Source organism: Cupriavidus sp. FW306-01-F10A, from assembly GCF_058782785.1.
On the sequence record NZ_JBYSYA010000005.1, the window covers coordinates 224,535 to 236,642 of the forward strand.

13 protein-coding genes are annotated in these 12,108 nt (G+C 66.8%); 6 read left to right on the forward strand and 7 right to left on the reverse strand.

The features are described from left to right. Positions 1-11: 11 nt before the first annotated feature. Positions 12-1,004 carry a Bug family tripartite tricarboxylate transporter substrate binding protein gene (locus AC3WLF_RS10065; RefSeq protein ID WP_492320317.1) on the forward strand — a complete coding sequence of 331 codons (993 nt, stop codon included), beginning with the start codon at positions 12-14 and terminating at the stop codon, positions 1,002-1,004. A gap of 23 nt (positions 1,005-1,027) precedes the next feature. On the opposite strand, the gene AC3WLF_RS10070 is transcribed toward AC3WLF_RS10065, so the two are convergent. Further along, positions 1,028-1,927: a LysR family transcriptional regulator gene (locus AC3WLF_RS10070; RefSeq protein ID WP_492320318.1), complete on the reverse strand. Its 900-nt coding sequence runs from the start codon at positions 1,925-1,927 to the stop codon at positions 1,028-1,030. A gap of 243 nt (positions 1,928-2,170) precedes the next feature. On the opposite strand from AC3WLF_RS10070, the gene AC3WLF_RS10075 reads away from it, so the two are divergent. The 4 genes from AC3WLF_RS10075 (at position 2,171) to AC3WLF_RS10090 (ending at position 6,778) form a co-directional block, all read left to right on the forward strand. Beyond that, entirely contained in the window at positions 2,171-3,169 is a 999-nt protein-coding gene (locus AC3WLF_RS10075; RefSeq protein ID WP_492358136.1) for a tripartite tricarboxylate transporter substrate binding protein, read from the forward strand. Positions 3,170-3,196: 27 nt separating this feature from the next. Continuing rightward, entirely contained in the window at positions 3,197-3,967 is a 771-nt protein-coding gene (locus AC3WLF_RS10080; protein ID WP_492320320.1) for a class II aldolase/adducin family protein, read from the forward strand. Positions 3,968-4,003: 36 nt separating this feature from the next. Next, positions 4,004-5,050: a TauD/TfdA family dioxygenase gene (locus AC3WLF_RS10085; protein WP_492358137.1), complete on the forward strand. Its 1,047-nt coding sequence runs from the start codon at positions 4,004-4,006 to the stop codon at positions 5,048-5,050. 225 nt (positions 5,051-5,275) lie between these two features. Further along, positions 5,276-6,778 carry a methyl-accepting chemotaxis protein gene (locus AC3WLF_RS10090; RefSeq protein ID WP_492358138.1) on the forward strand — a complete coding sequence of 501 codons (1,503 nt, stop codon included), beginning with the start codon at positions 5,276-5,278 and terminating at the stop codon, positions 6,776-6,778. Positions 6,779-6,790: 12 nt separating this feature from the next. Here the strand turns inward: AC3WLF_RS10090 and AC3WLF_RS10095 are convergent, their stop codons facing one another. After that, complete coding sequence (locus AC3WLF_RS10095; RefSeq protein WP_492320323.1) at positions 6,791-7,498, reverse strand: FadR/GntR family transcriptional regulator; 708 nt, start codon at positions 7,496-7,498, stop codon at positions 6,791-6,793. 91 nt (positions 7,499-7,589) lie between these two features. Then, complete coding sequence (locus AC3WLF_RS10100; RefSeq protein WP_492358139.1) at positions 7,590-8,924, reverse strand: MFS transporter; 1,335 nt, start codon at positions 8,922-8,924, stop codon at positions 7,590-7,592. Positions 8,925-9,271: 347 nt separating this feature from the next. Between AC3WLF_RS10100 and AC3WLF_RS10105 the strand changes: the two genes are divergently transcribed. Further along, positions 9,272-9,820, forward strand: coding sequence for an ureidoglycolate lyase (locus tag AC3WLF_RS10105; protein WP_492358140.1), 549 nt, complete (start codon positions 9,272-9,274; stop codon positions 9,818-9,820). A 58-nt stretch (positions 9,821-9,878) separates the two neighbouring features. Here the strand turns inward: AC3WLF_RS10105 and AC3WLF_RS10110 are convergent, their stop codons facing one another. The 4 genes from AC3WLF_RS10110 to AC3WLF_RS10125 form a co-directional block, all read right to left on the reverse strand. Next, complete coding sequence (locus AC3WLF_RS10110; RefSeq protein WP_492358141.1) at positions 9,879-10,040, reverse strand: hypothetical protein; 162 nt, start codon at positions 10,038-10,040, stop codon at positions 9,879-9,881. A gap of 224 nt (positions 10,041-10,264) precedes the next feature. Beyond that, a complete protein-coding gene (locus AC3WLF_RS10115; RefSeq protein WP_492320327.1) occupies positions 10,265-10,786 on the reverse strand; it encodes a helix-turn-helix transcriptional regulator in 522 nt (173 codons plus the stop codon). A gap of 2 nt (positions 10,787-10,788) precedes the next feature. Then, positions 10,789-11,073, reverse strand: a complete 285-nt coding sequence (locus tag AC3WLF_RS10120) for a hypothetical protein (RefSeq protein ID WP_492320328.1) — start codon at positions 11,071-11,073, stop codon at positions 10,789-10,791. 359 nt (positions 11,074-11,432) lie between these two features. Then, positions 11,433-11,906 carry a cupin domain-containing protein gene (locus AC3WLF_RS10125; RefSeq protein WP_492351228.1) on the reverse strand — a complete coding sequence of 158 codons (474 nt, stop codon included), beginning with the start codon at positions 11,904-11,906 and terminating at the stop codon, positions 11,433-11,435. Positions 11,907-12,108 lie beyond the last annotated feature (202 nt).

Genomic DNA, 12,108 nt, shown 5'->3' on the forward strand with positions numbered 1-12,108 from the left:
GAGGAAACACCATGCAAGCCGACCGCCGCAAAGCCCTGCACTGGCTGGGAGCAGGTTCCCTGGCAGCCACCGCCTCGACTCTTGGAATCAGCCGGGCGTGGGCCCAGCAGGCTTACCCGTCGCGCCCGGTGCGGCTGGTGGTGCCCTACCCGCCCGGCGGTGCCACCGACGTGCTGGCGCGCGCGCTGGGGGATCCGCTCAGCAAGCTGTGGCAGCGCCCGGTGATCGTCGAGAATCGCCCCGGCGTGGGTGGCATGATCGGCGCCGACGTGGTCGCCAAGGCGCCGGCGGACGGCTACACGCTGCTGCTGGGCCTGCCCAGCCTGGTGCAGACGCCCTATATGGTGGCCAAGCCGCCGTTCGATCCGCTGCGCGACCTGACCGCCATCTGCCAGCTGTGCACCTCGAGCCTGGTGCTGACCGCCAGCAGCGCCATGCCGCGCACGCTGCCGCAGATGGTCAGCCTGGCCAAGTCCCAGCCCGACAAGTATTCCTATGGCACCTATGGCATTGGCACCGGCGCCCATCTCTACATGCAGGTCTTCCTAAAGGGAGCGGGCGCCGAACTGGTCCATGTCCCGTACAAGGGCGAAGCCCCCATCGCCACCGACCTGATCGGCGGCCAGATCTCGCTGGGAACGCTGTCGCCGATGACGGTGCGCCAGCATGCGCGCACCGGCAAGCTCCAGCCGCTGGCGGTCACCGGCAATACCCGCGCGCCGATGCTGCCGGATGTGCCGACCTTCCAGGAACTCGGCTACAAGGGGCTGGACGGCCCGGCCTGGCTGGGCCTGTTCACCACCGCCGGCACGCCGCAGGCCATCGTCGACAAGGTCTCGGCCGATGTGGAAACGGTGATGGCCGCGCCGGACATCCGCCAGCGCCTGGCCGAGCTGGGGCTGATCGTCAAGACGACGCAGCCGGCGGCGTTCGCGGCAACGGCCAGAGCGGACCAGGCTTACTGGGGCAACGTGATCAAGGAGAACAATATCCGGCTGGATTGAGGCATGGCGCTGCCGGCATCGGCTCAGATGCCGGCTTCCCCGCACCAGCGCACCAGCGCGTCGCGGAAGTCGCGGCACAGCGGCGACAGGTAGGCGCTGGATCGCCAGAACACGGCCAGCTCATACTGCCAGCACATGCCGTCGCCCTCCACGGCTTCCAGGCCCTGCGCCACCGCCTGGCCCAGCAGCCGCTGCGGCATGATGCCGAGCAGGTCGGTGTTGCGCAGCAGGTCCGCGAATGACACTGACGAACTGGTGCTTTCCACGGTCACGCGCGGCGGCGGCAAGCCCCGGCTGGTGAAGCGCCCCTCGAAGCCGCTGCGCACATAGAGCGAGGTGGCGGGCGCCACCCAGTGCTCGTCAACCAGATCGGCCAGCGAGCGGAAGCGCGCCCGCCGCGGATGCCCCGTGCGCGCCACCACCTGCAGCGTCAGCGCGCCCAGCGGCAGGTACTCGACGCCATCGGTTTCGCCGTCCGGCATGGCGGCGCAGACCAGGTCCACCTCGCCGCCCTGCAGCGCGGCCATCAGCTGCGGGCTCAGGTGCGTGCTGATCGAGAACCTGGCCAGCGGCCGGCTGGCCAGGAACTGCTCCAGCAGCGGCGAGAACAGCGACGGCACCACGTGCGGCAGCGTCGCCACGCGTACCTGGCCGACGCGCGCCTGGCGCTCGTCGTTGATCTCGTTCTCCATATCGTCATTGGCCAGCACGATGCGCCGCGCGTGCGCCAGCAGCTTGTGGCCCACCGGCGTCAGCATGACGCCGCGCGGCATGCGCTCGAACAGCTGCAGTCCGGCCTCGCCCTCCAGCCGCGCCAATACCTTGGACAGCGACGACTGGGTCAGCCCAAGCGTGCCGGCAGCCTTGTGCAGGTTGCCGTGCTCGGCCACCGCCAGGAACAGTCTGAGGTCTTCGGTCTTCATGCGATTCCAGTGGTTGGCCGATATAGCGCGATGTTGCCGCGATGGCGGGAGCATTTTAGTCCGCGATTCCCGTTCGGAATCGATTTGCCGGGCGCCGGCATCAATGCGCGCGGGCTTGCGCCATAGACTTTTCCGCGGCCGCACAAGTCGGCGATCGATCAGAGCCCGGACACACGGGACACCTCGAACGCATCCGGCAACCACGCCGGCACCTGTACTGCCGTAGACCAACAAGGAGACCACATGCCCCGCCAACCCGACGCCCGCCGGCGCACGCTGCTCAAGGCCATGCCGGCCGCCGCGCTCGCCCCCGCCCTGGCCATGCTCAGCCTGCCCGCCACTGTGCGCGCCCAGGCCTGGCCCGCGCGCCCCATCACCCTGATCGTGCCCTTCACCGCCGGCGGCGCCACCGACGTGCAGATGCGCGCGCTGTGCCTGGCGGCATCGAAGACCCTGGGCCAGCCCATCGTGATCCAGAACCAGCCCGGCGTCAGCGGCACGCTCGGGCCCGCCGCGATGGCGCGCAGCGCGGCGCGCGACGGCTACACGCTGGCGCTGATCACGCCGGCGTTGTTCCGCCTGCCGCACCTGCAGCCGGTGAACTACGACGCGATCAAGGACTTCACCTACATCATCGGCCTGACCAGCTATGTGTATGGAATCTCGGTGCCAGCGGGCTCGCCTTGGACGCGCTTTGGCGACTTCGTCGGGCACGCGCGCGCCAACCCCGGCAAGGTCAACGTGGCATCGGTCGGCACCGGCTCGCTCGGCCAGATCACCGTGCGCCGGCTGGAACAGCAGGCCGGCATCAAGCTCAACTTCATCCCCTTCAAGGGCGGCGCCGATGCGTTGTCCGCGCTGCTGGGCGGCCATGTCGACGTAATGATCGAAGCCGGCTGGGGCGCCATGGCCGAAGCCGGCAAGGTACGCCTGCTGGCCGTGGCCGAGCCGCAGCGCCTGAAGCGCTGGCAGGCCGTGCCCACGCTGCGCGAGCTGGGCTACGACATCACGGTGCAGTCCGAAGTCGGCATCGCCGGCCCGCGCGCGCTGGACCCCGCGGTGGTCGCCACGCTGCACGATGCCTTCCGCCAGGCCACATCGGACCCGGCCTACCTGCGCGCGCTCGAATCCGAATCGATGCCCAACCGCCATATGAATACCGCCGACTACCAGCACTACGCCGCTTCGCAATTCGCCAGCGACAAGCGGCTGGTGGCCGAACTCGGCATCCGGCTGGACTGAGCCCTACGCACGCAAAGGAGCCATCGCATGAGCGAAGCCGATCCCATCCGTCCCGCCGCCATTTCGGACGCCGAATGGGCCACCCGCATCGAGCTGGCCGCGCTCTACCGCGCCATCCACCGGTACGGCATGACCGACCTGATCTACAACCACATCACCGCGCGCGTTCCGGGCGAGCCTGAGCACATCCTGCTGAACCCCTACGGGCTGCTGTACCAGGAAGTGAACGCGTCCAGCCTGTACAAGATCCACCTGAACGGCGACATCGTCCACCAGCCCGAGGGCGATGCCGGAGAGCTGGGCCTGAACCCCGCCGCCTACGTGATCCACACCGCCGTGCACGCCGCGCGCCATGACGCGCTGTGCGTGCTGCACACGCATACGCGCGCATCGTCGGCGGTATCGGCGATGGCCTGCGGCCTGCTGCCGGTGTCGCAGCACGCGCATATGTTCTACGGGCGCATTGCGTACCACGACTTCTCCGGCCCGGTGGTCGACCTGGCCCAGCAGGGCCAGCTGGTGCAGGACCTGGGCCAGCACAACGCGATGATCCTGCGCAACCACGGCCTGCTGGTATGCGGGCGCACCATCGCCGAAGCCTTCTTCAATATCTACTGGCTGGAATCGGCCTGCAAGATCCAGGTCGATGCCATGGCCGGCGGTGAACTGGTGATGCCGTCGCAGGCATCGCTGGAAGCCAGCCGCAAGGCCTTCGGCCGCGTTGCCATCCGCGGCGACCGCGAATGGGCGGCGGTGCGGCGCGAGCTGGATCGCATCGACCCGTCCTACCGGCACTGACCCCGCCTTCGACCTGATCACAAGACTGGAGACAACATGACCCAAGCCACCGCCGCCGCCGCCGCCGATGCGGCAACCTTCGCAGTAGCCGTTCCCGCCCTTGGCCCCGATGTGCGCTGCCACGTGCTGCAGCCCGGCCGCCCGCCGCTGTTCATCGAACCGGCCGGCGAACGCCTGCTGGACCGCGCGCAGTTCCGCCAGTGGTCGCGCACGGTGCGCCCGGCGCTGGACGCGCTGATCCTGGAACATGGCGGGATCGTGCTGCGCGGCTTCCCGACCGCCGGCACCGAGGACTTTGCCGACTTCATCGAGCAGTTTCCGGCCTTCGACGGTGGCTACGCCGGCGGCCGCGCCCCGCGCGAAACCATCAGCGGCCGCGTGATGGAAGCCACGCGGCTGTCGGCCAGCGTGCGCCTGGCGGTGCATTCCGAAATGGCTTACCGCCGCGACTACCCGCGCCGCATCGCCTTCTTCTCGCGCAAGACCGCCGAGGTGGGCGGCGAAACCCTGATCACCGATGTGCGCCACCTGGCCGAGCGCATGGATCCGGAACTGGCCGGCAGGCTCGCCACGCTGGGCAGCCGCACCGCGATCAACTTCGGCCCGCGGCGCGATGCCGACGATGCCTCTTACGCGCATATGGACGAGCGCGGCTGGAACCAGTCCTTCCATACCGAGGACCCGGCCGAGGTGAACCGGCTGTGCGCCGAGCGCGGGCTGGAACCGGTCTGGCATGAAGACGGCAGCCTGACCGTGCTCAATGCGCTGGAGCCGTTGGTGGTGCATCCGCAGACCGGCCGCAAGCTGTACCGGTCGATCCTGCATATGGTGCCGCAGGTGGAGAACCCCGAGCAGGACCTGGAACGGCGCAAGCGCCAGAAGTACCCGACCGGCGCCACGCTGGGCAATGGCGAACGCCTGACCGATGCCGAACGCGCGCATATCGACCAGCTGTGCGACCAGGCCACCTACTGCTGGCCCTGGCGCGATGGCGACGTGATGGTGCTGGACAACCTGCAGGTCTGGCACGGCCGCAACCCGTACCAGGGCACGCGCGACGTCCAGGTGGCGCTGCTGGATTAAAGCGCCGCGGGCCGCGCCGGGACATCGTAGCGCCTGGCGCCGGCCCCGAACATCACTCAATTGCAGCAATTTGCCCGCAGTGTTGCGTGGCTGCGCCATGGTCTGTCGCAGCCGGCAGGCGTCGATATAATCAGCCGCGCAACACCATAAATTAAGACATTAAAACAATAAGCCATCAGGCGGGACGGGGTGCAGCGTCTTCTCGACTTACGCTGCGAGGGAACCATGACCAGCGCTGACCACGCCCTGTCCGGACGGCTGTCCGCGACCATCCCTGCCCGCCGTGCCGCGGGCAGTTCCGTTTCTGCGCCAGCCGCGCCGCACACCCCGCTGCTGCAAGGCGTGCATCATCGCGCAGACCAACTGATGACGGCCATGCTGTGGGTGCTGGGCCTGCTGTCGCTGATCGTCGGCAATCACTATGGGTCGACCGCGCTGACGCTGACGCTGGGCTTGCCGATGGCGCTGCTCGGCACGCTGATGGCGGTCACCCTGCCCGCCCGCCTGGCGACGCGGCTGGCGCTGGCCGTGCTGCTGATGCTCTTCGTCGCACTGCTGATCCACCAGGCGCACGGGCAGGTGGAATTCCACTTCCTGGTGTTCGTCTCGCTGTCGCTGCTGCTGGCCTACCGCGACTTCCGCGTGATCCTGCTGGCGGCCGCGGTGATCGCGTTGCATCACCTGAGCTTCAACTTCTTCCAGCAGTGGGGCTGGAACACCATCTGCTTCACCGACCCCAGCTTCAATATGGTGCTGTTCCACGCCGCCTTCGTCATCGTGCAGACCGGCGTGCTGTGCGTGATCGCGTGGCGGCTTGAGCGCGATGCCCATTCCACCGATGAGCTGAGCGCTCTGGCCGCGGGCATCGAGGGCGAACCCGGCTACCTGACGCTGACCGCCGACGGCACCCACCCGGACAGCGACTTCGCCCGCGCCTTCCGCAAGACGCTGGACACCGTGCGCCAGACCTTGCTGCAAGTGCGCAACACCGCCGGCACCGTGGCCGACGCGGCTGGCAACATCCTGGACACCAGCGCCACCGTGGCCCGTCGGGCCGACGAACAGGCGCGCACCGTCGCGCACACCATGCAGGACATGCAGGCGCTGACCCAGGCCGCCCGCGCCAGCGCCGACCAGGCCCGCGGCGCCTGCGAACTGGCCGGGGCCTCCAGCACCGTGGTCGCGCGCGGCAGCGGCGAGATCCTGTCGGTGATCCACACCATGGGCGAGATCAACGAGGCCTGCGGGCGCATCACCGAGATCATCGGCGTGATCGACAGCATTGCCTTCCAGACCAATATCCTGGCGCTGAACGCCGCCGTGGAGGCCGCGCGCGCGGGCGAGCACGGCAAGGGCTTTGCGGTGGTGGCCGGCGAGGTCCGCCAACTGGCGCATCGCTGCGGCGCCGCGGCCAAGGAAATCCGCGGCCTGATCAATACCTCGGTCGAACGCGCCCACGCCGGCACCGAGCTGGTCGGCCATACCGGCGAGACCATGAACGAGGTGGTGGCCAGCATCGGCAGGCTCGCCACGCTGGTGGAAGAACTCGCGACGCTGGGCGACGACCAGCGCAGCGGCATCGAGGGGATGGCACGGCGCGTGGCGGAGATCCAGGCGGCGTTCGAAGAAAATGCGGAACTGGTGGCCGGTGCGGCCGAAGCTGCGCGGGTGCAGCGGGAGCAGACAGAGGGGTTGAACCGGGCGGTGGGCGTATTCCGACTGGGCTAGCGCCCGCTCGCCTCAATCCTCTTTCTCGTCCCCCGTGGGGAAATGCACGCCGGCACGGCGCGCCGCCAGCATGATGTGGCGCTCCATCGCACGCTGCGCCTGCTCCGGCTGGCGCGCGGCCAGCGCCTCGATGATGGCGCTGTGCTCGGTGAAGGTGGCATTGCGCGCGCCGCGCCGATAGTACGGCAGGCGCTGGCTCTCGCGCATCACCTCGGCGCTTTCGCGCAGGATCTCGCGGATGACCTGGTTGCCGGACACCGTGACGATCAGCGTGTGGAATTCGTAGTCGAGCTGCGAGGCTTCGTCATACGCATCCGCCTCGATCGCGCGCTGCATCGTGGCCGCGTTCTGGCGCAGCTGTTCGATCTCTTTTTCAGAGATGGCCAGCGCTGCCAGGCGTGCGGTCAGCCCTTCCAGCGCAAAGCGCAGCTGGTAGATATCGATCAGCGAATGCGTGGCAGCAAAACGCCAGGGCGGCGTGGCCGCGGCGCTGTCGCCGGCGGCCGTCACGTAGACGCCCTTGCCCGGGCGCGACACCACCACGCCCATCCCCTGCAAGGTAGAGATCGCCTCACGCAGTGACGCACGGCTGATGCCGACCTTCTCCGCCAGTTCCCGCTGCGCCGGCAGCAGCGTGCCCGCGGGGAACGTGCCGTCGCGCACCCATTGCTGGATAAGGCTGACAGCCTGGTTGGCGACGGAGGTGGAAGATCCTGTCATACGTGAAGGGGTGACCAGTAAGAGGTGACGCACAAGGGGCGCGAAGCCGGTTGCCGGAAATTCTAGCCGACAAACCGGCCTGCCCCGCCCCTTACTTGTTGACCAGCTTCGCCGGCACCGAATAGGTCAGCAGCGCGCCGCACAGCAGCACGGCCGCCAGCACGAACATCGCGGCGTCCGTGCTCTGGGTGGCATCCTTGATCAGGCCGATCATGTACGGGCTGATAAAGCCGGCCAGGTTGGCGAACGAGTTGATCAGCGCAATGCCCGCCGCCGCGCCCACGCCCGACAGGATGGAGGTCGGCAGGCTCCAGAACAGCGGCGAGGTGGCCAGGCTGCCACCGGCGGCCAGCGCCAGTGCGGCCAGCGACAGCGCGGTGTTGTGGCTGAACACGGCGCTCAGCACCAGGCCCGTGGCCGCGCAGCAGAACGGTACGATCAGGTGCCAGCGGCGCTCGCGCATGCGGTCAGAGCTGCGGCTGACCAGGATCATCGAACACACCGCCACGCCAAACGGGATCGCGGTCAGCAGACCCACGTCCAGCACGCTCTTCACGCCGGTCTGCTTGATCAGCGTGGGCAGCCAGAAGGTCAGCCCGTACTGGCCCATCACCGTGCAGAAGCAGATCATCGTCATCTTCAGCACGCGCGGGTCCGTCACCACCGTGCGCAGCGACATATGGGCGGACTTCTGCGCATTCTCGGCGGCGATATTGCGCTCCAGCAGCGCCTTTTCATCGGCCGTCAGCCAGCGTGCGGACTGGATGTTGTTGTCCAGGTACCAGAGCACGGCCACGCCCACCAGCAACGACGGCACGGCCTCGATCACGAACATCCACTGCCAGCCGCGCAGGCCGTTGACACCATGCATGGCCTCCATCACCCAGCCCGACAGCGGCCCGCCAAAGATGCCAGAGATGGGAATCGCCGCCATGAACAGCGCCACCATGCGCGCGCGCCGGTGCGACGGGAACCAGTAGGTCAGGTACAGGATCATGCCGGGATAGAAGCCCGCCTCCGCCGCGCCCAGCAGGAAGCGCAGCACGTAGAACTGCGTGCTGGTCTGCACGAACATCATCGCCGCGGAGATCAGGCTCCACAGGATCATGATGCGCGAGATCGTGGCCTTGGCGCCGATGCGGTGCATCAGCAGGTTGCTGGGCACCTCGAAGAAGAAATAGCCGATGAAGAACAGGCCGGCGCCCAGCCCGTAGACCGCCTCGCTGAACTGCAGGTCGGCCAGCATGCTCAGCTTGGCAAAGCCCACGTTGACCCGGTCCAGGTAGGCCACCACGTAGCACAGCATCAGGAACGGCAGGAGCCGCCAGGCAACCTTGCGGTACACCGCGTCCTCCCTGGCCTGTGCCTGCGCCTGCGGCACGGAAATCGCATCCGGCCCGGCATGGGCGGTTTCAGTCGGAATCATGGAAGTCTCCTTGGTTTGTTCGAGTCATCGGCATGGCACGGCCTGGATCGCGTTCGGCATGAAGCCCTATAGTCATACCGGTCTGACCAGTTGATGCCGAATGGTAGGGAGGCACCAAGCCGGTGTCAAGGATCGATTGGACTGGGGAAAGCCCGAATCTGCATGACAATTCGGGCGGAAGCCACGGTTGGGGCTGAGTTCCTGCCGACAACAGCTACTTGTGCGGAAACGTGACTTGCTGCAAAATCCGGCCAAACCGGTCTGACCAGTTACGGATGGACCGCATGATGCGTGCCACAGCACAGACCACCGCTTGCCGGCCCCGACCTTCAGTTCAGGAGACTTTGATGGATACGACGCCCCCGCTCATGGAATCAGTCCTGGTGCGCCTGCTTGCGCAGCCGCTGAGCGCGGCCGCCTTTGCGCCGTTCGGTGACGTGATCGAGGCGCGCCCCGCCGGCGACCCCGGCGCCTTTCCGATCAACGGCGGCATGGTCACGCGGCACCATGACCTGGCTGCCGTGGAACTGGAAGGTGGCCGGGCCCTGATCAACCTGTTCGAGGCCAAGCCCTACGCGTATCCGCTGGAGATCGCAATACTGGAACGCCATCCGCTCGGCAGCCAGGCCTTTATCCCGCTATCGGAGCAGCCCTTCGTGATAGTGGTGGCGCCAGCTGGTGACGTGCTGGATCCCGCTTCGCTGCGCGCCTTCATCACCAACGGGCGGCAGGGCATCAACTACCGCCGCGGGGTCTGGCACCACATGCTGCTGGCCGTGGGCGCGCCGGCGCGCTTTGCCGTGATCGATCGCGGCGGGGATGGCAACAACTGCGAGGAGTGCACGCTGGCGCAGCCGTTGCTACTGGAACTCCCGTCGGCGCTACACGCCGCGTGAGTGTGGAGGCGACCGCGACAGGCCGCGGTTGCAGCAGGGCCGTTGCAGCCCGTCGCGCTTACTTGACGTCCGGCCAGGAGACCTGCTTCCAGTAGGCCTCCTTCGAGCGGATCAGATCACCGGTGTACTCAAGCTTGACCCCGGACAGCACCGGCGCATTGGCCTTGTCTTCAAAGAAGCGCTGCCTCAGGTATGCCGTGGCGGCAGCCTTGCCGCGCACAACCCGTCCATGCGGGTCGGATTCGCCGGTGGGCAGGGTCCAGACGGACTCATCACGGCGAAGAACTCGCCCATCACTGCTTTCACGTCTGATTCGGCCATCTTGTCTCCACTTCTGGTTGTGGTGCCCGGCTAGGGCGGTTGTCCGGGCATCTCGGCCAAAGGCCGGGATTCGTACCACCACCCGAAAAGGATGGGCCGGGAAGCGGAGTCGACGGCCGACCGCTAAGCCACCAGCGACCGGAACTCCCGCGCCGTCGCCGGTGCCACCTGGCTGGCGCACTTGGCCAGGTTCACCTGCATCGCCGTGGCCGCGATTTCAAGGAGCTCCGGCTTGATGTCGTAGCCGCGCTGCCCCAGCCACACGATCACGTCCAGCAAGTGCCACAGCGAACTGCTGCCTTCATGCACCGGCACCGGGAAGGAATCCGGGTAGCCAAGCATCAGCTTGCGCATGTTCTGGCGAGACACGCCAACCATCTCGGCAATATCCGTCAGCCCGACCAGGTCCGGCGCCGCCTCGATCAGCGTGGCCGATGGCATGGCGCGGCGGGCATCGGCAAGAGCACTCACCATGGCCGCCCGCGCCGACTCCGCCTCGCGGACAAACGCCAGCGCCACGCGGCCCGGCAGGCCAGTGCCCACCAGCGCATCATCACACCCCGCCTCGGCCAGGCGTTCGACCAGCGCATCGGTATCGCCGTCCGCCTGCGACAGGTGAAATTTGAGGGTGAAGGCGTATTCCATGGTCATGTCCTGAATTGCAGCACGCGCAGCGTTGTCACTTCCCGCTGATGCGAGCAGTTGTCCACGATCCGCCGGATGGCGTTGGCGTGGTTGCCCGGATTCTTCGGCGTGCTCCAGACGCTGGATACACAGAACTCGCCGCAGCGGCATTCCTTGTCGTTGTCGGGGCAGTAGATACGGCCCCACGCATGACCGTTGCCCTTCGCCTGCTCGACACGCCAGCCATGCAGCTCTGCATGCCTGAGTGCGGCCTCAATCTCCTTCTTTGGGTGCCTGGCGCGGGTCATTCGTGTCTCCGAGACTAGATGCGCAATGACTGGTTGTCAAGTGACAACCAGAAAATAAGCACAATCCGAGTGGATCGGAGCATTGTCTTTGGACGTGCCCGAGCGGGCATTGAGAGGACTCTGGAAACGGCGGAAACGAAGTCGTAGCCGGGTGATGCAGGTGTCAGGGCATACTATTCACGCGGAGTGGCAACGACTCCGCGCAACGCGGCGCGTTCGAGCGCCGCCTCAACCAGGCCTTCGGATTTCGCGCCTTCGACAAACTTGCGCGAGTAGCTGGCGGTGTGCAAGGCTCACCGCCAGCCGTTGAATCGCGCACATGTCATGGCAGAGACATCCATAGCCCATGCAACATGGCATTACTTCTTCTTCCTGGGATCATCAGCCGGGTTGACGAAGTTGAAAGCCCAGGGCCCCGACGCATTGATCTGGATAATGGTTTCTTCCTTGGTCCAGCCAAAGTGGCGCATCTTGGGTGGCATGACAATCAGGCTGCCGGCGCCGAGCGGCGAGGTCTTTTCCGGTTCGAGCTTGTCGCCCATGCCATAGTTGAACGTCCCGGAAAGCACGGTCACCCGCTCCACGCCTGGGTGCCAGTGCGCCGGCACCTTGGCATCCGCGGGCAGCTTGATCCGGGCCGTGAACGGCGCTTTCTTGTCCATTTTCCCCTCGAGGACGGCAAGTTTGGCACCCGGTATCAGTGGCAGGTCCGCCCATTTGACCTCGTCGGCGGTGACCATGACCATGTCGCCCGGCGGGGCAGCCGATGCCACAGACATCGTCAGGCAGACGCCGAAGGCCAGTGTGGCAATCGGGGGAAGCTTGTTCTTCATGGCGCGCTCCTTCCTGAGAGGGCAACCAGACGGTAGAAGCGGCGCGGCGATGGCACAGACCTTACAGATGCCATCTTGCACCGATTCCACCGCCAGCCGCGCTGGTGACACCCACTGCATGGCACAGGTTCAGGCATGCAGGCTCGAGCGTCTTTATCGCCCATAGCAATAATGTGATGCATATCGCGGGCCACCCGTGGCG

Coding starts and splice junctions, on each gene's coding strand:
- AC3WLF_RS10115 (WP_492320327.1), bottom strand. CDS start 10,786: ATGGAATACGCCTTCACCCTCAAATTTCACCTGTCGCAGGCGGACGGC.
- AC3WLF_RS10120 (WP_492320328.1), bottom strand. CDS start 11,073: ATGACCCGCGCCAGGCACCCAAAGAAGGAGATTGAGGCCGCACTCAGG.
- AC3WLF_RS10070 (WP_492320318.1), bottom strand. CDS start 1,927: ATGAAGACCGAAGACCTCAGACTGTTCCTGGCGGTGGCCGAGCACGGC.
- AC3WLF_RS10100 (WP_492358139.1), bottom strand. CDS start 8,924: ATGATTCCGACTGAAACCGCCCATGCCGGGCCGGATGCGATTTCCGTG.
- AC3WLF_RS10075 (WP_492358136.1), top strand. CDS start 2,171: ATGCCCCGCCAACCCGACGCCCGCCGGCGCACGCTGCTCAAGGCCATG.
- AC3WLF_RS10125 (WP_492351228.1), bottom strand. CDS start 11,906: ATGAAGAACAAGCTTCCCCCGATTGCCACACTGGCCTTCGGCGTCTGC.
- AC3WLF_RS10090 (WP_492358138.1), top strand. CDS start 5,276: ATGACCAGCGCTGACCACGCCCTGTCCGGACGGCTGTCCGCGACCATC.
- AC3WLF_RS10085 (WP_492358137.1), top strand. CDS start 4,004: ATGACCCAAGCCACCGCCGCCGCCGCCGCCGATGCGGCAACCTTCGCA.
- AC3WLF_RS10095 (WP_492320323.1), bottom strand. CDS start 7,498: ATGACAGGATCTTCCACCTCCGTCGCCAACCAGGCTGTCAGCCTTATC.
- AC3WLF_RS10080 (WP_492320320.1), top strand. CDS start 3,197: ATGAGCGAAGCCGATCCCATCCGTCCCGCCGCCATTTCGGACGCCGAA.
- AC3WLF_RS10105 (WP_492358140.1), top strand. CDS start 9,272: ATGGATACGACGCCCCCGCTCATGGAATCAGTCCTGGTGCGCCTGCTT.
- AC3WLF_RS10065 (WP_492320317.1), top strand. CDS start 12: ATGCAAGCCGACCGCCGCAAAGCCCTGCACTGGCTGGGAGCAGGTTCC.